Origin of the sequence: Bacillus horti (assembly GCF_030813115.1) — a bacterium.
Classification (GTDB): Bacteria; Bacillota; Bacilli; order Caldalkalibacillales; family JCM-10596; genus Bacillus_CH; species Bacillus_CH horti.
Genome location: NZ_JAUSTY010000033.1, coordinates 1 through 22,678, shown reverse-complemented (window position 1 = coordinate 22,678; position 22,678 = coordinate 1). Strand labels below are relative to the sequence as shown.

The following is a 22,678-nucleotide window of genomic DNA, read 5'->3' as shown; positions in this document are numbered from 1 at the left end:
CAAGGGACCACTGGTGTTCAAGGCTCTACAGGAGCCCAAGGACCCACGGGGGCTCAAGGAGCTACCGGAAATCAAGGGCCTACTGGTGCTCAAGGAGCTACTGGACCTCAAGGGCCTACCGGAACTCAAGGGGCTACTGGTCCTCAAGGTGTCACCGGAGCTCAGGGACCGACGGGACCACAAGGGACCACTGGTGTTCAAGGCTCTACAGGAGCCCAAGGACCCACGGGGGCTCAAGGAGCTACCGGAAATCAAGGGCCTACTGGTGCTCAAGGGGCTACTGGACCTCAAGGACCGACGGGCGTTCAAGGTGCCACTGGAGTTCAAGGGGCAACAGGTGCTCAAGGAGCTACTGGACCTCAAGGGCCTACTGGTGCTCATGGACCTACCGGAACTCAAGGGGCTACTGGTCCTCAAGGAATTACGGGATCACAAGGAGCTACCGGAGTTCAAGGACCTACTGGACCTCAAGGATCTACTGGCGTTCAAGGGGCTACTGGTGTTCAAGGACCTACGGGACTGCAAGGAATCACTGGACCTCAAGGACCAACAGGGGCTCAAGGTGTCACCGGAGCCCAAGGAGCTACGGGACCTCTAGGTCCGACCGGAGCTCAGGGACCTACGGGCGTTCAAGGTGCCACTGGAGTTCAAGGAGCTACTGGGGCCCAAGGGGCTACTGGGCCTCAAGGAGCCACTGGAGTTCAAGGGGCTACGGGAGCTCAGGGACCTACAGGACTTCAAGGCGCAACAGGGCCTCAAGGAGTCACTGGCGCTCAAGGACCTACCGGGGCGCAAGGTGCCACTGGAGCCCAAGGAGCTACGGGAGCTCAAGGACCAACAGGGGCCCAAGGGGCTACGGGACCTCAAGGAGCCACTGGGGTTCAAGGTGCAACAGGTGCTCAAGGTGTCACCGGAGCTCAGGGACCAACGGGAGCGCAAGGTGCCACGGGAGTTCAAGGACCTACTGGCATCCAAGGTGCCACGGGGGCTCAAGGGGCTGCAGGACCTCAAGGAATCACGGGATCACAGGGAGCTACTGGACCTCAAGGAGCTACTGGACCTCAAGGGCCTACTGGACCTCAAGGTGTCACCGGAGCTCAGGGACCGACCGGACTTCAAGGTAGTACTGGACTTCAAGGTAGTACTGGACTGCAAGGAGCCACTGGACCTCAAGGATCTACCGGAACTCAAGGACCGACGGGCGCTCAGGGATCAACCGGACCTCAAGGGCCTACTGGCGCTCAGGGACCTACGGGGGCTCAAGGACCGACAGGTGCCCAAGGGGCTACTGGGACTCAAGGATCGACAGGAGTTCAAGGACCGACGGGCGCTCAGGGACCGACTGGAGTTCAAGGGGCTACGGGAGCTCAAGGATCGACAGGAGTTCAAGGACCGACGGGCGCTCAGGGACCTACGGGACCTCAAGGGGCTACAGGACTTCAAGGAACGACGGGCGCTCAAGGAACCACGGGTGTTCAAGGACCTACTGGTGCTCAAGGAGCAACTGGAGTGCAAGGATCTACAGGAGTTCAAGGGCCTACAGGGGCTCAAGGGGCTACAGGAGCTCAGGGACCTACGGGGACTCAAGGAGCGACTGGAGCCCAAGGACCGACCGGACTGCAAGGTAGTACTGGACTGCAAGGAGCCACCGGAGCTCAAGGATCGACGGGGGCTCAAGGACCAACAGGACCCCAAGGGGACACTGGGGCTACTGGTGAGACTGGACCTCAAGGAGCTACGGGAGGTCAAGGACCAACCGGCGCTCAAGGAGATACTGGCGGCACTGGAGCTCAGGGAACTACTGGTGCCACCGGAGATACCGGAGTTCAAGGAATAACGGGGTCCACTGGCGTTACGGGAGAGCAAGGACCGACGGGCGCTCAGGGTGCTATGGGGAGTCAAGGACCGACTGGAGCTCAAGGAACCACAGGAGATACCGGACTGCAAGGACCTACAGGAGTCACTGGGGATACTGGGGATACCGGACCTCAAGGAACAACTGGCGTCACTGGTCCTACAGGTGAGACTGGGGATCAAGGGACGACGGGGGACACTGGCGCTACGGGGCTTACCGGAATTCAAGGAGTAACAGGAGTCACTGGGGCTACAGGAGATACTGGAGCTCAAGGAACGACAGGTTCCACTGGCGCTACTGGGGATACCGGAAATCAAGGAACTACTGGAGTCACTGGTGCTACGGGAGACACTGGACCTCAAGGAACAACTGGTATCACTGGGGCTACAGGAGATACTGGAGCTCAAGGAATTACAGGTGACACTGGCGCTACGGGAGATACTGGAGCCCAAGGTACAACTGGAGATACGGGGGCTACCGGTGAGACGGGAACTCAAGGAACGACGGGGGACACTGGAACTACTGGAGTCACGGGGGTTACGGGAGTTACTGGTGCTCAAGGAGTGACAGGTGTCACCGGGGAGACAGGGGATACCGGTACTCAAGGACCAACAGGACCCCAAGGACCTACAGGTGTCCAAGGGGCTACTGGCTCTCAAGGACCGACGGGAGACCAAGGGCCAACAGGCGCTCAAGGAACGACTGGCGCTACTGGGGATACCGGGGTTCAGGGAACGACGGGAGTCACTGGGGCTACAGGTGAGACTGGGGATCAAGGGACGACGGGGGACACTGGAACCACAGGTGATACTGGACCTCAAGGAGTGACAGGAGTCACTGGAGGTACCGGGCCGCAAGGAGTGACAGGGGCCACTGGGGATACTGGTGGTACTGGAGCGCAAGGAACGACGGGTGACACTGGCGCTACTGGGCTTACCGGAATTCAAGGAGTAACAGGAGTCACTGGGGCTACAGGAGATACTGGAGCGCAAGGAACGACGGGTTCCACTGGCGCTACTGGGCTTACCGGAATTCAAGGAGTAACAGGAGTCACTGGGGCTACAGGAGATACTGGAGCTCAAGGAACGACGGGTTCCACTGGCGCTACTGGGGAGACCGGGCCTCAAGGGCCTACAGGGGACACTGGCGCTACGGGAGACACTGGACCTCAAGGAACAACTGGTATCACTGGGGCTACTGGGAATACCGGTACTCAAGGAACGACGGGCGCCACAGGGGCTACCGGAGCTCAAGGAGCAACAGGGCCTCAAGGGGCTACTGGGGCTCAGGGAGCTACTGGCATCCAAGGTGCTACGGGTCCTCAAGGAGCTACCGGTGATACTGGAGCTCAAGGAACAACTGGCGTCACTGGTCCTACAGGAGAGACTGGAACTCAAGGAACAACTGGTATCACAGGGGTTACTGGGAATACCGGAGCTCAAGGTCCGATTGGAGTCACTGGGGCTACTGGAGAGGCTGGTCTTCAAGGGCCGACGGGGATCACTGGAGTTACGGGCGACACCGGCGTTCAAGGAACTACTGGGGACATCGGGCCTACTGGAGTTACTGGTTCTCAAGGAGATACTGGAAGCACTGGTCCTACAGGGGATACTGGAGTTCAAGGACCTACGGGCGCTCAAGGAGCTACAGGATCGCAAGGGCCTACTGGGGCTCAGGGACCGACGGGACCTCAAGGACCGACCGGAAATCAAGGGCCTTCTGGGACGCAAGGTGTAACAGGTTCTCAAGGTGCTACTGGTCTGCAAGGGCCAACTGGGGCGCAAGGGTCTACTGGAGCTCAAGGCGCAACAGGGCCGCAAGGACCTACTGGCGCTCAGGGATCAACCGGACCGCAAGGGCCTACTGGAGCTCAGGGACCAACGGGGGCTCAAGGACCAACAGGATCGCAAGGACCGACAGGTGCCCAAGGGGCTACTGGGCCTCAAGGATCAACAGGAGTTCAAGGACCTACGGGCGCTCAGGGATCTACGGGACTTCAAGGAATTACGGGATCACAAGGAGCTACCGGAGTTCAAGGATCGACGGGTGCTCAGGGATCTACCGGCGTTCAAGGACCGACTGGAACTCAAGGTCCTACGGGACTTCAAGGACCAACGGGAACTCAAGGAGCTACTGGACCTCAGGGACCGACTGGCGCTCAAGGACCTACGGGACCTCAAGGGACTACGGGATCGCAAGGAGCCACGGGTGTTCAAGGACCAACAGGTGCTCAAGGTGTCACTGGAACGCAAGGTGCAACCGGCGCTCAAGGGGTTACAGGTCCTCAGGGACCTACTGGAGCTCAAGGATCGGCTGGTGCTCAGGGACCGACGGGAGTTCAAGGACCTACCGGAGCCCAAGGATCGACTGGCGCTCAGGGACCAACAGGGGCTCAAGGTGCCACTGGAACTCAAGGGCCGACGGGAGCCCAAGGGGCAACTGGAGCTACAGGAGCGACGGGAAGCACTGGCCCAACAGGTCCAACAATGGTGCTTGGCTTTAACCAAGTAACTACTTCTACTGCCTTTACCACGGGAGCAGAGGTAACTCTTCTGACAACAACAGTGAACGCTTTAGCTACAAGTCATGTAAAAATAGATGCTATTTTACAGGTGCAGCTAGCATCTACACTTAGTTTTAGCTTCAACTATTCCATTCGTATAAGAAGAAACAACGCACTGATAGGAGAGTTCACATTTGCCCAAGCTGCTAGCTTAGCAAGTACTCAAATTTATTTAAACCCAATCACTTATATCGATAGCAGTCCGGTAGTTGGTTCAAACACGTATACAATTGGTATCCAAGCCACATCCTTGTCGGGGTTATCTAGTGCCCAGGTGCAAAATAGGGCCTTAAATTGCTTAGTTATCTAATGGAGCTCATTAAGTGTAGAGAGAAGTTCTCTCTACACTTTTTAATGCCTCCTCTTCTACCCTAATATATATTCTCATAACATGTCCTATAAACAATCCAATTGAACATTCTTTTTCAACAAACCTCCACTTACAGAATATACATATCGTTGTAAGAAAAAAATGGAGGCTACGTGATGATTACAATCAGTTTATGTATGATCGTTAAGGATGAAGAAGAAACACTAGGACGCTGCTTGGAAAGCGTTAAATCAATAGTAGATGAAATTAATATCGTGGATACAGGATCAACAGATAAAACGACAAAGATAGCAAAGAAATATACAAACCGTATTTTTAACTTCAAATGGATTAATGATTTTGCAGCGGCTCGAAATTTTGCTTTTCAAAAGGCAACAAAAGAATATATTCTGTGGCTTGATGCAGATGACGTATTGTTAGAGGAAGATCAAAAGAAGCTACTTGAATTAAAATCTAACCTTAGTCCTTCTGTGGATGCCGTTTCCATGAAATATAACCTTGCTTATGATGAGCATGGAAATGTAGTATCTAGCCTAAGAAGAAACAGACTTGTGAATCGGCAAAAAGGCTTTAAATGGATAGGAGCCGTACATGAATATTTAGAAGTCTATGGAAATATCCAAGTAGCCGATATCTCCGTTTCACATAAAAGCATGAGACATGATTCAGATCGTAACATCATGATCTATGAAGGAAGATTAGCTAAAGGTGAGGAGTTTTCACCTAGAGATTTATACTATTACTCTAATGAACTCTTAGATCATCAGCAACATGAAAAAGCCATTATCTATTACAACAAGTTTCTTGACACCAAGGAGGGCTGGGTTGAGGATAACATTGCAGCTTGCGGGAAAATAGCGGATTGCTACAACGCATTGGGAGATAAAGATAAGGAGCTTGAAAGCACATTACGATCCTTTCAATATGATAAGCCTCGCGCAGATTTTTGCTGCCGTTTAGGCTTTCATTTCTTAAACCAAAAGGAGCCTCAAAAAGCGGTGTTCTGGTACAATTTAGCTACAGCATTGGAAAAACCTAAGGATAACTGGGGATTTATTAATCATGCTTGTTGGACCTGGCTTCCCCATCTACAGCTTTGTATCTGTTATGATCAATTGGGGAATCATCAGTTGGCCTATCATCACAATGAAATCGCTAGGAGCTTTGTCCCTGGAGATTGGAGAGTACTGCATAATAAAAAATATTTAGAAGAGATTTTAGGCTATAACAACATAGCGAACACAAACACAGAAGATAAAGAGTTGACCGTAACGGAGAACATCGATTCAAAAATTACACCAAGTTTTAACAAAATTGAAAATGAAGCAGCATCTGATCCTAAAACAATAGTTCAGTCAGAACCAGAAGAAAATAAATCAACAGGAAAAAGAAAATATACCAAGAGAGCATCAAAAAAGAATACAAAAACAAAAGATACTCACGTAGAAACAGAAGAAGCTCAGGAGGCAACATTAAAAGTGGGAACTCCTAAAAAAGGGAGTGAGAAAAGGGATGTCTAATTTATTGAAATCTAGATTTTTTCATCAATCTGATTTAAAAGCAGAGCATTTTATTTTCCCCTTACCTCAAACCTGGTGGAGCCGGATTTACGAATATGCTTGGGCTAGTCAGTTTGTTGAGGAAGAGGACATTGCTCTAGATGCGGCATGTGGAATGAGTCACCCCTTTAAGTTTCATTTAGCAGGAAGGTGTAAGGAAGTCTTTGCTTGTGACCTAGATCCAAAAATTGAGTCATTAGTGGATGTGAAGCAAGCAATTGAAAATGATTTTGGGCCTGGTTCATTGGCTACTTTATCTAATAAGGAACTAGAAGATATAAAACGTATTCAGTTCAAGCAAGCTAACCTTACACAGCTCCCTTACGAATCGTCAAGCTTCACAAAAGTATTTTGCATATCTGTGTTCGAGCATTTATCTCCTAATGACAGGTTAGCTACATTACAAGAATTTAAGAGAACATTAAAAAAGAATGGATTAATAGTACTCACTTTTGATTATCCCACCATCCAGATTAAGGAGTTAGCGTCCTTAGTAAGTGAAGTAGGGCTTAGCTTCGCTGGAGAGGTAAGCACTGAGATCCCTAATGATGTGCTTTTCAATGATTTGTGGGGACGACTGTATTGCTACCGCTCTGTACTCTGTCACGCATAGAGTGATGAGATTTACTCCGTCAAAGCAATATTTGAGTACATCTCATCAAAATGACTCTCTCTTCTTTCATGAATTACTCTTCCCATTTTACTAGGTTAGGATTATCGTCTAGGATGGAACGATATTGTTCGGGCCATCCATACTTTCCTCCAGGATCTTGAAGCATGTATCGTGTGTATTTTTTTTCTCTATCCACTTGCCTCATCCATCCATAGTGTTTCAGTCTAAGCTCAGATGTTGCTGTAGGCAGTTGAAAGATGTTTGCCGGAAATCGTCCACAATGCACAGGTGTCTCCTTCCACTTATACGCATAGTTTTCTTTATATCTCACTAAAAAGGGGCGGTATGTTAGATGAGCGCTCCAGTATTGATCGTCCCTGTAATAGCCTTCCTTCCAAAAATCATATAGTCTGAAACAGTACACATCAAAATTTGGATCATCCATCAATCTCTTTACTTCATACTTAAATTTCTTTTCAAAGCACTCATCGGCATCTAAGTTTAGAATCCATTGTGGGTCTGTTTTTATCGTCTCCTCCCATTGCTGCTTCCTAAGTATAATCTCATTTGAAAATTTGGATACATCATTCTGGACGAGATGTAAGGGAATACCCCTCAGAATATCCTTAACAATCTCTACGCTTTGATCCTCACTTCCATCATCTATGATTACTGCTGCGTCTATATATTCACGTACCTCTCTTAAGGTCTCTGTCAAATACCTATCTGCTTCATTCTTGATGACCATGGATAAGGTCAATCTATTTTTCACTGTAGGTGGCGCTGAGCTTATTGGGAACGTGACTAGTTGATTTTGTCTTTTATAATCCTCAACACCTTCAAGATCAGCTTCTCTATAGATATGGTATGCAGGATAGTAAGTATCAACAAACAGGGGATAGCCAAGTGCTGCTGCTCTCACACAAAAATGACGATCCTCTCCCCAAAATGACAGGTTAGGAATTTCTTTAAAGCTCACTCCTGCCTGTAGTGCCTTATTACTTATTAATGTACATGCCCCTAAGCCTCCAACCTCATACGTTCCAGGAACTCTGAGCTTGCTTAAAAACAGCAGATGCCTCCCTCTGATCTCTTCCTCAGTGAGATGCTCGCCTCTTCTTTTTTCATACTGCTGATATTCATCCATCATCCAAACCTGTGGAAGAGCTGTCGCATGAGGCTGCCATTTCGTCCAAAAAATAGCTGAAATAATATCCCTATCCGTTGAGACCAGATGATCAATTGTTGGTGAATGTAAAAGAATATCCGAATCGACTAAAAATAGATAATCATATTCTCCTTCCATTGCAAATTTGATGATTTGATCCTTAAAATCCGCTACCTTCCAAATTAATTGCTCGTTCCAAAAATGAGTTATCTCACTTCTATGATACGAAAGACCACTTTGGCTATCTTCCAAAGTCGTTCGAGGCTTCTCAATATGACAATCTTCATGTTGAGCAGAAAAGTCCTGCAATAACTGTGAAGCAACAATGTCCTCATTATCATCATAAAATAAAAAAGAGAGCTCTACTGTCCTTTGCTCTAACTGGTTTAGTGATTCCAAAAACTTCATTAGTATATTGGGCTTCTGATTAATCGGACTACCAATTAATACTCTACTTTTTCGTTGCTGATTACTCACCCTTCAAACCCCTTTATCCCCAGACATTTTACTTTATGAATATGGCTATTCAGATTGAGATATGTCTTTTTTTCTTCAATAAATGACAATAATAATTCATCTCTAATTTATACTTGATATTTAATAATAATTATTATAATATAATAATAAATAAAATAAACTTTTGTTTACAGCGTTTATTTAGTTTCGTTTAGGGGAACATATAAAGTAGAAAAGGACTTGTTCCTGTTAAGAGCAAATAACTGCTGTAACTCATCTAAAAAAATTAGAGAGGTGTTCACGATGTCACAAACAACGGCTACTCAAAACCTTACAGACGTATTGAATAAACAAATTTCGAATTGGAGTGTCCTTTATATTAAGCTCCATAATTATCATTGGTTTGTTAGTGGAGAAAATTTCTATGAGCTACATGAAAAGTATGAAGAGTTCTATACAGCTGCTGCTGAGTATATTGATGATTTAGCGGAGCGCTTATTAGCCATCAATGGAAAGCCTGTCGCTACAATGAGAGATTTTTTACAGCATGCAACAATTACTGAGGCTACTGGTAATGAAACACCAAAGCAAATGGTAGAAACCATTTATAATGATTTTCAAACGATCATTGAAGAATTAAAGCAAGGAATCGGTGTAGCGGAAAACCATAAAGACGAACCTACTGCTGATATGCTAATCGATATTAGAGGAAATATTGAGAAGCACGCATGGATGCTTAAAGCTTTTTTGAACAAATAAATTTGTTACAACTTGCCCTACAAAAATCCAAAGTGCTAGGGTGTACTGCCAATTTTAACTTAGGTAAAAAGGACAGAGGTAGCTGCCTCTGTCTCTTTAATTTGTTTTTCAGTGTGGAAGATATTGTTTTTCTTAATATTCTGATATACTTATTTATTATAAATCAAAGGAGTGATGACTCATGTTCTCTAGTTCCACATTAGTCCGTTTTAAGCAATGGTGTAAAAAGAGCGAATGAGGACTAAAGCTAAGACATAATCTCCGCTAGCTCCTCATTCAAAAATTGAGGAGGAACAAAAAATGAAATTCCATTCAGCTGTTGTAGAACATCTAGAGTCTATCCAGAAAAAAGATTTATCCACTTTGCAGCACACTTTATCCAGCTTATCAGACATCAGTGTTATTATGCCTACAGGTCGATTGATTAGGGGATATGACGATGTTCGCTCTATGAATCAAGATTGGTTTAATGATCCCGATTGGAGCTTCAACTTTTCAATCATTAAAGAAGAAGAAACAAGCGAGCTGGGTTATGCTGTTGTGCAGGTCGAGTATCATGATATAGACCTTAACGGTGTCCCTTACAATAAAAAATATTATCTAACTCTCATTCTAAGAAAAATTGGTCCAGACTGGTTCTTAGTCCATGATCAAAATACGTTTACAGATTAGTTGAATGATAATAAGACAATCCCTACTATGTACTGGAGTAGGGATTGTTTTTTACTCTAGCCTTTTAGGTATAAGCTTATCATGTCCATCAGCTTTTACTTCATCAAACAGATTGTAGCCTTCCTCTTGTTGGTGCAAGGAAGATTGTACTTGCTGACTCGCAGTAGGGTAGCCCATGAGTTTCTTAAATTCCCCAACAGTTAGCGGCTTTGCGTCGGGCATTAATTCATACCCAATTTGACCGTTTGCTTCCAAAGTTGCTGTTTGAACGTCTTCTATTTTACTGATTCCATTTTGCCTCAAACGCATTTCTAATTGGTCTATCCCAAGCCTGAGCTTCATCAAATTTTCAGTATGAGGCTTCCCATCCTTGATGATAACCTTTGACTTACCAGAAAATATTATATCAAAGAGATTAAATTTCATCTGTAGGAATTCAATGATAATAAGTAATACACTGATAATAGCAATGGCTAGAATCGTTTTCCATACGTTTTTCTGTATGACCGGTTGAACAATAACTGTTCCCACAGAGACTAGAACAATCGTTGAGGATATGGTCATCTGCGCCACTGATTTTCTTCCCGTTAAACGTAATAGTAAGATACCTGCTAATGTAAGAACGATCGTTTCCCATATGAAATCCATTCCCGTTTTCCTCCTGTGTACGTCTTTTTTTAGCATTTGTAGGAGAAAGGATTATTATTACTTTCGTTTCTATCTGCTTATTACAAGCACCGTGTGAAATTTATTTCATATAGTAAAGCAATAATGAGTTAGGCTCCTGTCTATTGAAATGATTAAACGGCTAGAGTTGTGCTTCCACAGCTTTGAATAAAAATAAGAATTAATCATGATTATAAAGGAGTTGCCAGCTATGAGTTATTTTTATCGTTATCAGCCTTATCCTGATCTAACGAGAAATCCTTCCATACTTCCCGGCGGTCAGTGGGGAGATGTAAATGGCGATCACATTGTGGATCACGTGTACTTAACAGGGCAACCCATGCCCAATTCACCCTACACAGAAAATATTCAGTTACATGTTCAAGATGGACGTACTGGAATGACGTATTCAATAGATCTAAAAGACAATGCTGGCTATAATCCAACAATCTTCTTGGGTGATTTTACTGGTGATGACGCTGAGGATATTCTCGTAAGCATTGATTCAGGAGGCAGTGGTGCCTTCACTTATGATGAGTTATTTTCTTTTCTCCATAACCAAGCACGAAAATTATATGATAATGATTGGTTCTACGAAAAATATGGGCAAGGTATGGTCAACTATGAGGACTTTTACAAGGTGCGTGTTCTAGTTCCTTCTCTTAACAAGGAATATATCCTAGATATTAGTGGTAGGGACGCTGAGTATTTATCTCAGCTTTATACGACTGACGGAAAGCTCAAAAAACCTACAGAGGGAAGTATTTCTGGGGTTAGCGGCGTGTATCCTATCGATCTACAAAGAGACGGACAATATGAATTATGGCCATTTCAACGGATCATCGGGTTATACAACGCTGACGGATTAGGGTATCTACAAACACCATTGGAATGGAACAAAGAACAAGGGCTCTTCGTTCCCGTTTACCAATGGGCATCCATTTACGGTAATGAAATTAAAGCTGTGTAAGATGTATCTTAACTAATGATTTTTCAGTTTCCTGATTCTGTTCTTGAACAGCTATACTCCAGTTGTTTGAGAGTATGCTTTTAAGAGCATCGAGTTGTTCGGAGGTTAAGGGTACCTGTTGAACATGGTCAGAGCCAAGCTCATAATCCTTTTCCCCTGTTAAATCGAATTTAATACTCAGCAGCGTTTTTAGACCTCCAAAAGTAAGGAAGCCAACTTGATAACCCTTTTCAAGAGCTTGTTTGAATTTTTCACTATTACCTCTAGCAAATTCAATAAAGGTAGCCCAGTCTGGGATTCCTCTGCCGAAGGGTTCAAAGTAGGCTGCCTCCTTATGTTCAACGTCACGTAAAATTTCTTCATTTGTTAATCCTTTGGCTCGTACCGCCTCAAGCATTAGCATTATATTCTGAGCAAGCCTTACTTTCTCCATACGTCTCTCCCCTTTTTTATCCTTTTATTTCATAGTCATTGATTGTCTTCCTTTTACACTATTTCAAGATCAATTGTAGCCCCACGTTCTAGGGTATGTCCAATCGTACAGCCACGCTTAGCGGATGTGATGAGTTTCTTTTTCCGTGCTTCATCAAACACTCCCTCTAGATGAACGTTGATTTGAAAGTGCTCAACTCTAGATGGACTACCTTGAGCCTTGGTCGCCCCAACCTCTACTTTCAGACTTTCCATTTCTAGTCCATCCCGCTTTATAATGGTTTTGATTGCGATAGCTACACAAAGGCCGAGTGACGAGCAAATTAATTCTATGGGAGTTAACCCTTCTTCTCCGCCTGGTGCGTTAAGCCCAACAGAGGAAAAACCTTGATCATTTTGGATGAGATAGTTCCCATTACTCTCTTTTCCAACTTCGATTGTAACCATATGTACCCATCCCTTTGCTTTTATTCTCTTTTATACCCTATTTCTAGCCACTTTGCTACTACTGATTGCCAGAAAGCAGAGCTGTTCACTTTGTAAATTTGTTTTTCTACAAAGATAGTCAACCTAATAGGTTGCTTTTACTCTTGATTTATAACAAACGATTATTTATAATGTCTATAAATATAACAAACATATTATTTAAATGTTTGTTTTTCTGCAAGGCGTTTGAATAATAAATTTGAAAGAAGGAAGAAATATGGATCGTAAAAAAGAATTAAAGCAGCAATTTAAAGAGACGAAAATAGAAGCGGGCATCTACCAAATTAAGAACAGACAAAATGGAAAGGTGTTTATCGGTAGTACTCCAAATTTAAAAACCTTAAATGGAGTCAAGTTTATGCTGGAAATGGGGAGTCATAAGAATAAGGAATTACAGCTAGAGTGGAAGGAATTCGGCCAAGAGGCTTTTACAGTTGATGTACTTGAAACCTTAAAGAAAGACAAGGATAAATTATACTTTAATGAAAAAGAGGAGCTGGAAAAGCTTGAAGAGAAGTGGCTTGAGGAACTCCAGCCTTTTGGAGAAAGAGGGTATCATAAATAAGATAAATGATATTAAATATCTTTTTGATGATAGTACTTTTTAATTTTATAAATCGGGCATGATCTTAATTCATGCCCGAAATAATACAGGATAGTGTTCGTTATAAAACAGGTACTCATGGATGTTACCACACGTATACTTAATAGTTATTATTAAATAAAACTTCATTGTTATAACAAAGATCTACATAACCTCTCTTAGCTGACTATGATACAGCCCATGATAAAAACCCTGCTGCTGCAGCAATTCCTCATGTGAACCCTGCTCAATAATTTGTCCGTCCTCTAAGACCATAATTTGATCCGCTTTTTGGATGGTATTTAAACGGTGGGCAATCACAAAGCTTGTTCTCCCCTTCATTAACCGTTCTAGCGCTTCTTGAATTTTCAATTCTGTAATCGTATCAATACTACTAGTTGCTTCATCAAGAATTAAGAGAGATGGATTAGCTAAAATGGCTCTGGCTATGGAAAGAAGCTGCTTCTGCCCTTGGCTTATCCCACTTCCCCCATGCGTTAGCACGGTATCATAGCCCTGAGAAAGCTTCATAATAAATGAATGTGCGTTAGCTAGCTTAGCTGCCTCGACAATTTCTTGATCTGTTGCATCAAGACGTCCATATCTAATATTTTCCCGTACTGTACCTTGAAACAGGAAAGAGTCCTGCAAAACAAATCCCATATGCTTTCTAAGCTCTTCTCGTTTAATGGATGTAATCTCATGTCCATCAATTAAGAGTGAGCCACTATCTAGATCATAGAAACGGGAAAGCAGATTGATAATCGTTGTTTTCCCCGCTCCGGTAGGACCAACAAAGGCGACTGTTTGACCTGGCTGTACATGAAAGCTAATATTTCGAATTGTATTGCCGCCTTTTTCGTAGGAGAAGGATGCTTGTACAAATTCAACCTCTCCTTTTAAATGATCAAATGAGATCGGCTTATCCTTCGTGCTTTCCTTTTCCTCTGGCTCTTCATCAATAATTTCAAATACTCTTTCTGCCCCGGCAATCGCAGACAATAGCGTATTAAATTGGTTAGCCAAATCATTTAATGGTCTAGTAAATTGTCTCGAGTACTCAGCAAAGATAACAATTGTACCAATAGTAATCAGCTCGAGGAGGGCGAAAACACCTCCCATAGCTGCAATGATTGTAAAGCTTAGGTTATTGAGCATATTCATCAGCTTAGGGATAAATCCAGAGAAAGTCTGAGCCCAGAATCCAGCCGTCTTTAGATTCTCACTTTTCACTAAGAATTCCCTTGTGACCTTCTCCTCTTGAGAGAAAGCTTTAACGATACGCTGTCCTGATACCGTCTCCTCAATAAATCCATTTAAGCTTCCCAAGTGTCTCTGCTGTTCCTTGAAGAGCTTGCCTGTTCGTTTTGTAATCCATTTCATCCCAAAGAACATCATAGGAATAACGATCATGGTTAAAAGAGTAAGCAAGGGACTGAGCCAAAGCATGACAGAAACTATTCCTAATAGGGTAAGAACACTAGAGAAAATTTGAATAAAAGAACTGTTTAACGTTGAACTGACGTTCTCTATATCGTTCGTTATTCGGCTCATGAGCTCACCATGCTGTCTCTTATCGAAAAACGGAATAGGAAGCTTGTGTAAATGGTTAAACAGCTGTGTTCTCATTGTGTAGACCGTTTTTTGTGCGATAGCAATCATCCAATAATTCTGTAGCCAAATGGATAAGGAATACATCAAGTAAATAATAGCTAACCCAATTAGTACTCTAACCAATCCACTAGCGTCCCACTCTACAATATAGTTATCAATGGCCATCCCGATTAAAAAAGGACCAAGTAGAGCCAAAACTGAGCTTAAGATGACCATCACTAGAACCAAGGAAAGTTGTAGTCTGTTGACAGCTAAGTAACCCCATATTCTCTTTAACGTTCCAGACCAATTTTTGATTTTCTTTTTTTTAGGAGCTCCCTCCTGTTTTAGAGGGGTTCTCGATTCACCCTTTTTCTCTTCGTCTTTAAGAGAAATCCTTTTATAGTGAAATGGTTCAATAAGTCCTTTACGAATGATTTGGAAAAATTCACTGAGATGTTTGAGCATGCTTTAACTCCTCCTCTCCAAATTGAGATTGGAAGATTCGTTGATAGAGATCCGAGTCCTTTAAAAGCTCCTGGTGATTTCCCTCAGCAATCAATCTACCCTCTTCTATAATCAGAATTCGATCCGCTTCAATGGATGTGCTGATCTTCTGCGTAATGATAAATGTCGTACAGGTGTACTCTTTAATGGCTTGAAGCAGCTTTGCTTCTGTTTTTAAGTCTAATGCGCTCGTACTGTCATCTAACAGTAAAATCCTTGGATTTCGAATCAATGCCCGAGCTATAGAAAGTCTTTGCTTCTGACCACCAGAAAGATTCACTCCCTTTTGCCCAACCACCGTGTCATATTGCTTAGGAAGCTTCATAATAGTCTCATGAATTTGGGCTGCTGTGGCTGCTTCAACAATTTGCTCCATGGTTGCCTGCTCCTTACCCCAAGCAATATTTTCCCTTACTGTTCCTGTAAAAAGGAGAGCCTCTTGCGGAACATAGCCAATTTGCTGCCTGAGATCCTTCAGCTTTACCATGCTTATATCGAGGCCATCAATCAGAATCCTTCCATGATCTACATCATACAAGCGAGGAATAAGCTGGAATAAAGAGGTTTTCCCTGAGCCAGTGGCACCGAGGATCGCAATCGTTTCTCCTGCATCAGCCTTAAAGGAAATCTCCTCTAGCACAGCAGATTCTGAGCTAGGATACCTAAAGCCAACTTGCTTAAACTCAACAGAGCCTTGCTGAAAGCGAGTGTTAGGCGTTACGTTTTCTGCGTCAATTAAATCAATGTCCGTGTCGAGCACATCCGTAACCCGATTGGCTGACGCTCTTGCTCTAGAAACTCCCATGATGATAAAGGAAAATACCGTCAAAGCCCCTGTAATTCTCGTAATATAGTTAACAATTGCTACCACTTCACCTACTGAAGCTCCTCCTGCCGTCACCTCTCGGCTGCCAAACCAAAGCACAGCAATGATTGCAAGATTCATCACCAGAAGAAGAATGGGCATCGTCAGCTCCATAAAACGCAGTGCGGAAACAGTACGATCCATGAGCTGTTGATTAGACACCCCAAAGCGCTTTGACTCATGCTTTCTTCTTAAAAATGCTTTAATAAGCCTTATTCCGGCTAGGTTTTCCTGCATAACATTGTTGACCCCATCCAGTCTATCTTGAACAGATCGGAAAAGTGTCCCTCCTCGGTTTAATATCCAAATTAAAAAACAAACAAGAAAAGGGATGGTCAATAATAAGATTAAGGCCAGCTTGGCATTGACAATAAGCGCCATAATGGTTCCGCCAATCACTAGCAGAGGAGCACGCAAAGCGATCCGTAGCCCCATAAAAATAACATTTTGCAGCTGAGTAATATCGTTTGTCATTCTTGTGATCAGTGAGGATGTGGGAAACCTATTGAAATTGGCAAAAGAAAAGGCTTGTACCTTCTCAAACAAATCTTTTCTAATATCAAAGCCGAAGTTTTGACTCACATGAGCCGAATAAAAGGAGTTTATGATTCCTGAAGCAAAGGCAATAAGAGAAATACCTACCATAATCCCGCCCCACAATAAGACGGTGTTGAGATCTCCTTCCATAATCCCATGATCAATAATCCTCGCCATAATTAATGGCTGAAAAAGCTCAACAAAAAGCTCCATAATCGTTAGAAATAAAGCGACCGCAACAGCTATGCGGTATGGTTTTAAAAAGGAAAGTACCTTTAGCATGAATGATCCCCCGTATGATCTATGTCTATAAGCTATATTCTATATTTTACAGCAATTCTTACTTTCAGGGGTAGTCATCAAATAAAAAAAGCAAATCCTCTTCTCTCATAAGGATCTGCTTCTTGTTTAATATCATTAATTTTCTAGCAGAGTTTCTCTTCAGGATAATAGTTAGGTTGTCACCTGCTGCCCTACAGGCAGACGATTCATCGGAAGATCATCTTCACTCATATTCTCCGTTGCAGGTAGGTTACGACACTCAGGATCTACGAGCCAGTAAAGAGCTACTAGAATGACAATTGAACCACAGAGCGTTACAATGAAAATACTTCCAGTCCATACCCCTAAGCTTCCTCCAAACAAATGACCAATCGGTGCCGCTATTCCTGACAAACTAGTAGCAGCAGTGAACACACGTCCCATTAAATGCTTAGGTACTATTTTTTGTAGAGCCGTTAGAATGACAATATTTAATGCCCCTGCTGGAATCCAAGCAATCGCATAAAGAACAAGTGTCATCCATCCTGTTGGAGCCCACGCAGCTAATGCCCAGCATGTGCCAGCAAATAAATAGCCAACTGTGTACATTTTTCCTAGAGGAAATCGTTCAAGCTTCAGTACAGGGGCAATGAGAGCACCTGCTAAACTCCCAACTGCAGACGCAACAAGTAAAAATCCAACGTATTCTGTCCCTCCAATTTCCAGTCCAAACTCGGGAAACACAGCAAATGTAGCCGCACTGACAAAATTCAAGATGATGACTCCAGCTAATATCTTAGCGAAAAAGCTGCCAACAATTACTGATACCCCTTCTTTTAAATCATGAATGTATCTGTCTAGCGATTCTTTCATATTTCTCTTCTGTTTAGTTACCGCCTCTACGGTTGATGAATCTGTAGAAAGAGATTTCTTCTCAGAAGATGAATCACTCTTTTGAGTCAAACGAATAAAGCTAAACAGAATCGCTCCCACCAAAAAGGCAGCTGAATTTGCTAAGTATAAGGCGAATGGTCCGATCATCACGAAAAGGATTCCAGCAATACCATTAAATGAAATGTCTACTCCTTGATATGCTATGGTGAACAGGGAGTTCCCCTTTGTCAAATCCTTCTCTGGCAATACCTTTGGCAAAGCAGCCATTTGTGCCGGATAAATTAATACATTAAATGTAGAGATAATCGGTGTGATGATGAGAACAAGTGCCACAGATAAAAAATTAAACATAGCGGCTAATGGAATAATTAGCAGAAGGACAGACTGTATCATCTGAGTTCGAATGAGTAAGGAACGAATAGGGATACGATCAATTAAAGGTCCCGAGCAAAACTCTACGATCCTTGGTAAAATCGATAAAAAGCCAGCTAATCCTGTATAAAAGGTAGAGCCTCCAAGATCATAAATAAGTAGCATGGCTGCAACAGCATACAAGCTCCCCCCAATATTAGAAACAAGCCTTCCCACAAACATTAAACTAAAATTACGATTCTTAAAAATCCCCATGACCTTCCCTACCCTTCCTTTGAGTTATTACTTTGTCTATTCGAAAAATTTATTAGGTGCTTCCATTTGATGATTAATCCTTCTGTTTTTCCTTCCGTGAAACAAGCTTCAGCCCGATGACAAATTCTTCTTCCATGGCGTGTTCAGGAGTCGATGTTCGCTCTACCCATTTTTCTAAAAGGGTTCGAAATTCATTTAGCAGCTCTTCTTGCTCAGACTCCTTCAACTGTAGGCTCATACTGATATTCGTTGCTGAAGCAGATTCAAAGCTATCGTCTAATTCCGGAAATACCTTCACATCCTGATCGGACTTGAACCATTTTGCTTTAGAAAGGTAATACTTTTCAATGACACCGCCAACTCTTTTCTCCTCAACTAAGTCAATCAGTCCACCTTGATAGAGCTTCTGAACATGATAATGAACATTCCCAGGTGACTCTCCAATTTGTGTGGCTACTTGCTTAGATGTTTTGGCTGTTCCATATAAGGCACCTATTATCTTGATTCGTAAAGGATTTCCTAAAAGCTTAGATTGCTCAATGGATACAGGCATCATTTGATCGTTCATCTTATTAGACATTTTTTTACCTCCAGTTTATCTTTTTCTTGGCCATCCATTTGGTTCATATACCTAGCGATTCACAACATTTCTCTTGATCTATATTTTTTATTCAATCTAATAATCTAAATTAAACTAATTAATTTACTCGATCTATAAAAATAGATCATGTTTAGATTATACTTCCTCTTTTCCATTCTGTAAATAGGCTTTTTAAAATTTTTAAAGGTAGTACCAGCGAAGCTAGTACTACCCTCTAGAATACGATTATAAAATTAAATGCTGCTTTACTATGGTTTTCTTTCTTCTTATTAAGAAATGGTATGTTTTTGCATTTTCCTCAAGTAAGCGATTTGTCCAATATGGTACGCGTTATGCGTTGCTACATTTCCAATTATGGCCCACCATTCAGCGTCTTCTGGAAACCCCTGAACTTTAGAATCTAAGCTACTCTCACTTATGATTAGGTCTTGCCAAGACAAGAGTGTATCTAACAAGTCTTTTTTCAACTCAGAAAATGTACGATCTTTACCTATCCTAAACGTATCAGCATTATCCTCTAATGTTTGAACAGCAGTAACGTTAGACTGCTCAAATCTCGACTGCCAGACTCGATTCCAATAAATCAAATGCTGAACGATTTCAGCCATGCTGTGACCCTTAGAATATGGTTTCCAATTTGCCTCTCCATCAGTCACTCCATCAGCTACTTCCTGGAATGAAAGATACCAACTGCGGTCATTTGCATTGGCTAATAGTTGGTCTAATAATACGGTTTTAGCGTGAGTCATAATCATCTGTCCCCTCTAAGCTTTATTTTAAATATCTATTAAAGAATTGAGCGCTATGGTAAGCATAATATTAGTTTCGATAAAAACTCAAGAACTAAACTGATCATTCATCTATCATTTTGTAAGATCCAGCTAAAAAAACCTGATAAGAAGGTAAAGCTTCCTATCAGGATTTAGCTATTGGATTCTAGTTCCTATATTACAATTAAACAAATTTATTTCATTTATTAAGAACAAATTTTCTTATGGCATAACCACAAAGTTTGTTGGAAGTCTTCTTTCCCTGCCATCAGATGGGCTGTTTAAAAGCTTGCCATTATAATAGAAGGCGCTTGACCCTCCACCATCCAACGTATATGCATCCACAACTTTAAATTCTAGCAACTTATCCTGAGCTTCCTCAAGCGTAACCCCGTTACTATAGCCTTTTTGTCGACCATCAATGACGATAAAGAGCACATCACCGTTTGAGAAGTGACCGATTAAAGTTCGAGGATGTCTCGTGTTTTGCCATTCTTTAGGAATAGGCATCTTCTTCCCATCCTTTAATAACGTTGGAACAAAGGTTGCCCCATGCTGAACATCCAAGTTTTGAATCTGTTCTCTTGTTGTTAAATCTCCACCAACTAAATGACCATTGCTATTAAAGCCTACGAAGCTAAGATCCGTCCGGTAAAACGTCTTAATTTCCCCATCAACCACAGTAATGCCGATTGGGTATAATAGTCCGTCTGCTCCTCTAGCATATCCCCCGCCATTAATGGCTAAAGCTGCATTATGACGTTTTCCAGCTTGGCTGGTTGTCTCTCCACTATTCCCGATTCCGTCACCTGCCAGAGCTAAGCGTACAGCTTTTGGATTATGTAGCCTTACCTTAGCCATATATCCTCTGTAACCCGCTTCCTTCAGAGAGAATACTTTTATAGTAGAGTTATCACCAAACGTTTGTCCAATAGGATCACCCAATAAATTTGTGATGATTGTGTCTAATAGATCAGCAGACTTCTTTGTTTCTGCCGCACTGATTTTGCGAGCATCCGCAACCATCTGAGCCTGTGAGTCGAACTCCGCTTTCTCAGCCAAAGCAAATTCTGTCATATCCGATAAAATTGTTCTTATGGATTGTGTATTTTCATTAGATTGATCCACCGTTTGATTTAAGCTCTCAAACATAGTGTGCATGTCTTCAAAACGCTTGGGTACACTAGGCTCGTCCGCATTCGCTTGTTCTAATGGGAGAGCTAACTGCTGCGTTTGTATAGCCACTTGGGGCAACTGCTGAAAAGTGGCCACAAACACTCCAACAACTAGGGCAAAAAACAACGCTAAGGCAACATGAACCTTAGTAGACACGTGCCGCTTCCTCCAGCTGTTGAATTGACTTTCTTAGCCCCTCTAGCTCTTTGTTTAGACTAGTAATTTGCTGACTTAAAGCCTGCTTTGTTTCATCTGAAGAATTCATAGAGTCTCCAGTTATAGATAGATCCTCCTGAACAAGCTGTAGACCTGATTCCATCGTTACTAGCTTTTCGGTCACACCCTCTAGCTTTAATTGAAGCTCAGTTACACTTTGATTCAATTCCTCTACTTTAGATTGATTAGCTTGATGAATCTGCTCTAGCTGTTGATTCAATGTATCTATAGTTTCAGTCGCTAAATAATAGCTCCCACCTACAAGCCCGATCCATAAAAGCATAGGAATCCCCCAGCTCACCAATCTATTCTGTTTTTTCCTTCTGGACGGCCGCGTCTGCTTAGGGTTTTGTTGATACTGTACTTCTGACATTGCTGTGCTTACTCCCCTTTGTTTTTTCACTATTATTCTAGCTTAACAGTCATTCTATCATAGATTTGAACGAATATTGTTTGTAGAATAGACAGTTTTTGATGTTTTTTGCTTTGTTACGTATTCTTATACTTACTAATTAGACAAAAGTTTCGTCCATTTCATAACGTTCACAAATGCTCCTAGAACGTGTATCACCAACATCTACTTGACCTACTGGAGGGAACCATGAGAAAAAAAATACTAACGATACTGGCCTTGCTATTTCTTGTGCTTCTGCTTGGGGGAGGGTATTTGGTTTATCAGTTTTTAACTCCTGATCAGGCGGTGGAGCAAGAGCTTAATGAACAGTTTTCAAAGGAATTTTTCTCCTTTGATGACATTCTTAATGATCGTAAAAGGCCACCTACAACAAATGAAGAGAATAACGATGGAGAGCAGACAGACGACAATGGACAACAGCCTAGTGAGACAAACGAAACTAGCTCAAACAATCAGGAGCCTAGTAATCAAGGCTCTACTAGCAATCCTGGTCCTTCGCAAAATCAGCCTTCGACAGGTGGAGGAAGCTCTCAGGATGAACCAGTGACGGAACAGGCTATTGTAGATTCCTATGTTCCTACCTTCACAGCATTAGAGCAATCTGCTACAGGAAAGCTTAACGACCTTTTTGATTCAGGATACGCCGAATACACACAGAAAAAAGAGGATGGCACGTTAAATCTAGTAGCCCTATCAAAAAAATATATGCAAGCCGCTCAAACTTTAGAAAATAATTTAGACCAAACTTTTTATGCTCTTTTAGGTGAAATGGAAGAAGAGCTTGCAGACAACAATTTGCCAACCACAGAAGTAAATAGAATCGAACAAGAATATCAGGATAAAATTTCTAGCTTAAAATCCGAATTTATGAGCAAGCTACGTTAATAGACATAACAAATTTAAACGTTAAAAAGTCCGCTAATAAGTAAACAGATAAATTTTCAGCATATGAGTAAAGTAAACTCGCAAAAACATAGACACATAAAAGAGTTGCCCCAAAAGTAGAAAATGATATGCTCCCCTTGTGGTAGACAGTTTAAATAATAAAAACTGTTTACGACTAGGAGGAGCATTTTTTATGTCCCACAAATCAAAAATATCAA

At 42.7% G+C, this 22,678-nt stretch carries 18 protein-coding genes and 1 pseudogene; 8 read left to right on the top strand and 11 right to left on the bottom strand.

Annotation, left to right across the window (positions count from 1 at the left end; translation table 11 throughout):
• The 3 genes and pseudogenes from J2S11_RS21730 to J2S11_RS21720 form a co-directional block, all read left to right on the top strand.
• The coding region (locus J2S11_RS21730; protein WP_307398225.1) for a beta strand repeat-containing protein at nucleotides 1–4,728 on the top strand (4,728 nt) is incomplete at its 5' end.
• 176 nt (nucleotides 4,729–4,904) lie between these two features.
• A pseudogene (locus tag J2S11_RS21725) lies at nucleotides 4,905–5,969 on the top strand (tetratricopeptide repeat-containing glycosyltransferase family 2 protein); the annotation flags it as partial.
• A 292-nt stretch (nucleotides 5,970–6,261) separates the two neighbouring features.
• A complete protein-coding gene (locus J2S11_RS21720) occupies nucleotides 6,262–6,921 on the top strand; it encodes a class I SAM-dependent methyltransferase (protein WP_307398224.1) in 660 nt (219 codons plus the stop codon).
• 73 nt (nucleotides 6,922–6,994) lie between these two features.
• Here the strand turns inward: J2S11_RS21720 and J2S11_RS21715 are convergent, their stop codons facing one another.
• Nucleotides 6,995–8,566 carry a glycosyltransferase gene (locus J2S11_RS21715; protein WP_307398223.1) on the bottom strand — a complete coding sequence of 524 codons (1,572 nt, stop codon included), beginning with the start codon at nucleotides 8,564–8,566 and terminating at the stop codon, nucleotides 6,995–6,997.
• 282 nt (nucleotides 8,567–8,848) lie between these two features.
• Between J2S11_RS21715 and J2S11_RS21710 the strand changes: the two genes are divergently transcribed.
• Nucleotides 8,849–9,304, top strand: coding sequence for a Dps family protein (locus J2S11_RS21710; RefSeq protein ID WP_307398221.1), 456 nt, complete (start codon nucleotides 8,849–8,851; stop codon nucleotides 9,302–9,304).
• Between the two features lie 300 nt (nucleotides 9,305–9,604).
• A complete protein-coding gene (locus J2S11_RS21705; RefSeq protein WP_307398219.1) occupies nucleotides 9,605–9,976 on the top strand; it encodes a YybH family protein in 372 nt (123 codons plus the stop codon).
• A gap of 51 nt (nucleotides 9,977–10,027) precedes the next feature.
• Here J2S11_RS21705 and J2S11_RS21700 read toward each other — a convergent pair whose 3' ends face one another.
• Nucleotides 10,028–10,624, bottom strand: a complete 597-nt coding sequence (locus J2S11_RS21700; protein WP_307398218.1) for a DUF421 domain-containing protein — start codon at nucleotides 10,622–10,624, stop codon at nucleotides 10,028–10,030.
• A gap of 229 nt (nucleotides 10,625–10,853) precedes the next feature.
• Between J2S11_RS21700 and J2S11_RS21695 the strand changes: the two genes are divergently transcribed.
• Nucleotides 10,854–11,612: a VCBS repeat-containing protein gene (locus tag J2S11_RS21695; protein ID WP_307398216.1), complete on the top strand. Its 759-nt coding sequence runs from the start codon at nucleotides 10,854–10,856 to the stop codon at nucleotides 11,610–11,612.
• Here the strand turns inward: J2S11_RS21695 and J2S11_RS21690 are convergent.
• Together J2S11_RS21690 and J2S11_RS21685 are read right to left on the bottom strand one after the other, a co-directional pair.
• On the bottom strand, nucleotides 11,599–12,045 hold the full coding sequence (locus J2S11_RS21690) for a hypothetical protein (RefSeq protein ID WP_307398213.1): 447 nt from the start codon (nucleotides 12,043–12,045) through the stop codon (nucleotides 11,599–11,601). The two genes, J2S11_RS21695 and J2S11_RS21690, sit on opposite strands and share 14 nt — an antisense overlap.
• 53 nt (nucleotides 12,046–12,098) lie before the next feature.
• The gene (locus J2S11_RS21685) at nucleotides 12,099–12,491 is read right to left on the bottom strand and encodes an OsmC family protein (RefSeq protein ID WP_307398211.1); all 393 of its coding nucleotides are present in this window, start codon (nucleotides 12,489–12,491) and stop codon (nucleotides 12,099–12,101) included.
• Between the two features lie 256 nt (nucleotides 12,492–12,747).
• On the opposite strand from J2S11_RS21685, the gene J2S11_RS21680 reads away from it, so the two are divergent.
• On the top strand, nucleotides 12,748–13,095 hold the full coding sequence (locus J2S11_RS21680) for a GIY-YIG nuclease family protein (RefSeq protein ID WP_307398209.1): 348 nt from the start codon (nucleotides 12,748–12,750) through the stop codon (nucleotides 13,093–13,095).
• A gap of 183 nt (nucleotides 13,096–13,278) precedes the next feature.
• On the opposite strand, the gene J2S11_RS21675 is transcribed toward J2S11_RS21680, so the two are convergent.
• The 7 genes from J2S11_RS21675 to J2S11_RS21645 all read right to left on the bottom strand — a co-directional run bounded on the left by J2S11_RS21675 (nucleotide 13,279) and on the right by J2S11_RS21645 (nucleotide 21,533).
• On the bottom strand, nucleotides 13,279–15,141 hold the full coding sequence (locus tag J2S11_RS21675; protein ID WP_370875592.1) for an ABC transporter ATP-binding protein: 1,863 nt from the start codon (nucleotides 15,139–15,141) through the stop codon (nucleotides 13,279–13,281).
• A gap of 13 nt (nucleotides 15,142–15,154) precedes the next feature.
• On the bottom strand, nucleotides 15,155–16,897 hold the full coding sequence (locus tag J2S11_RS21670; protein WP_307398204.1) for an ABC transporter ATP-binding protein: 1,743 nt from the start codon (nucleotides 16,895–16,897) through the stop codon (nucleotides 15,155–15,157).
• A 171-nt stretch (nucleotides 16,898–17,068) separates the two neighbouring features.
• Nucleotides 17,069–18,397, bottom strand: coding sequence for an MFS transporter (locus J2S11_RS21665; RefSeq protein WP_307398202.1), 1,329 nt, complete (start codon nucleotides 18,395–18,397; stop codon nucleotides 17,069–17,071).
• Between the two features lie 73 nt (nucleotides 18,398–18,470).
• Nucleotides 18,471–18,977 (bottom strand): ArsR/SmtB family transcription factor, encoded by a 507-nt coding sequence (locus J2S11_RS21660; protein ID WP_307398200.1) that lies wholly within the window; start codon nucleotides 18,975–18,977, stop codon nucleotides 18,471–18,473.
• A gap of 290 nt (nucleotides 18,978–19,267) precedes the next feature.
• The gene (locus tag J2S11_RS21655) at nucleotides 19,268–19,747 is read right to left on the bottom strand and encodes a DinB family protein (RefSeq protein ID WP_307398199.1); all 480 of its coding nucleotides are present in this window, start codon (nucleotides 19,745–19,747) and stop codon (nucleotides 19,268–19,270) included.
• 243 nt (nucleotides 19,748–19,990) lie between these two features.
• On the bottom strand, nucleotides 19,991–21,100 hold the full coding sequence (locus J2S11_RS21650; RefSeq protein WP_307398197.1) for a phosphodiester glycosidase family protein: 1,110 nt from the start codon (nucleotides 21,098–21,100) through the stop codon (nucleotides 19,991–19,993).
• Nucleotides 21,090–21,533 carry a hypothetical protein gene (locus tag J2S11_RS21645; protein WP_307398195.1) on the bottom strand — a complete coding sequence of 148 codons (444 nt, stop codon included), beginning with the start codon at nucleotides 21,531–21,533 and terminating at the stop codon, nucleotides 21,090–21,092. Before J2S11_RS21645 ends, J2S11_RS21650 begins: the two co-directional genes overlap by 11 nt.
• A gap of 228 nt (nucleotides 21,534–21,761) precedes the next feature.
• Between J2S11_RS21645 and J2S11_RS21640 the strand changes: the two genes are divergently transcribed.
• Nucleotides 21,762–22,460 (top strand): hypothetical protein, encoded by a 699-nt coding sequence (locus J2S11_RS21640; RefSeq protein ID WP_307398193.1) that lies wholly within the window; start codon nucleotides 21,762–21,764, stop codon nucleotides 22,458–22,460.
• Nucleotides 22,461–22,678: the final 218 nt, after the last annotated feature.

What these genes read in the sequence shown, in the direction of transcription:
- J2S11_RS21720 (WP_307398224.1), top strand. Translation starts at nt 6,262, where the DNA reads ATGTCTAATTTATTGAAATCTAGATTTTTTCATCAATCTGATTTAAAA.
- J2S11_RS21655 (WP_307398199.1), bottom strand. Translation starts at nt 19,747, where the DNA reads ATGACTCACGCTAAAACCGTATTATTAGACCAACTATTAGCCAATGCA.
- J2S11_RS21700 (WP_307398218.1), bottom strand. Translation starts at nt 10,624, where the DNA reads ATGGATTTCATATGGGAAACGATCGTTCTTACATTAGCAGGTATCTTA.
- J2S11_RS21670 (WP_307398204.1), bottom strand. Translation starts at nt 16,897, where the DNA reads ATGCTAAAGGTACTTTCCTTTTTAAAACCATACCGCATAGCTGTTGCG.
- J2S11_RS21705 (WP_307398219.1), top strand. Translation starts at nt 9,605, where the DNA reads ATGAAATTCCATTCAGCTGTTGTAGAACATCTAGAGTCTATCCAGAAA.
- J2S11_RS21695 (WP_307398216.1), top strand. Translation starts at nt 10,854, where the DNA reads ATGAGTTATTTTTATCGTTATCAGCCTTATCCTGATCTAACGAGAAAT.
- J2S11_RS21710 (WP_307398221.1), top strand. Translation starts at nt 8,849, where the DNA reads ATGTCACAAACAACGGCTACTCAAAACCTTACAGACGTATTGAATAAA.
- J2S11_RS21665 (WP_307398202.1), bottom strand. Translation starts at nt 18,397, where the DNA reads ATGGGGATTTTTAAGAATCGTAATTTTAGTTTAATGTTTGTGGGAAGG.
- J2S11_RS21680 (WP_307398209.1), top strand. Translation starts at nt 12,748, where the DNA reads ATGGATCGTAAAAAAGAATTAAAGCAGCAATTTAAAGAGACGAAAATA.
- J2S11_RS21645 (WP_307398195.1), bottom strand. Translation starts at nt 21,533, where the DNA reads ATGTCAGAAGTACAGTATCAACAAAACCCTAAGCAGACGCGGCCGTCC.
- J2S11_RS21640 (WP_307398193.1), top strand. Translation starts at nt 21,762, where the DNA reads ATGAGAAAAAAAATACTAACGATACTGGCCTTGCTATTTCTTGTGCTT.
- J2S11_RS21690 (WP_307398213.1), bottom strand. Translation starts at nt 12,045, where the DNA reads ATGGAGAAAGTAAGGCTTGCTCAGAATATAATGCTAATGCTTGAGGCG.
- J2S11_RS21660 (WP_307398200.1), bottom strand. Translation starts at nt 18,977, where the DNA reads ATGTCTAATAAGATGAACGATCAAATGATGCCTGTATCCATTGAGCAA.
- J2S11_RS21685 (WP_307398211.1), bottom strand. Translation starts at nt 12,491, where the DNA reads ATGGTTACAATCGAAGTTGGAAAAGAGAGTAATGGGAACTATCTCATC.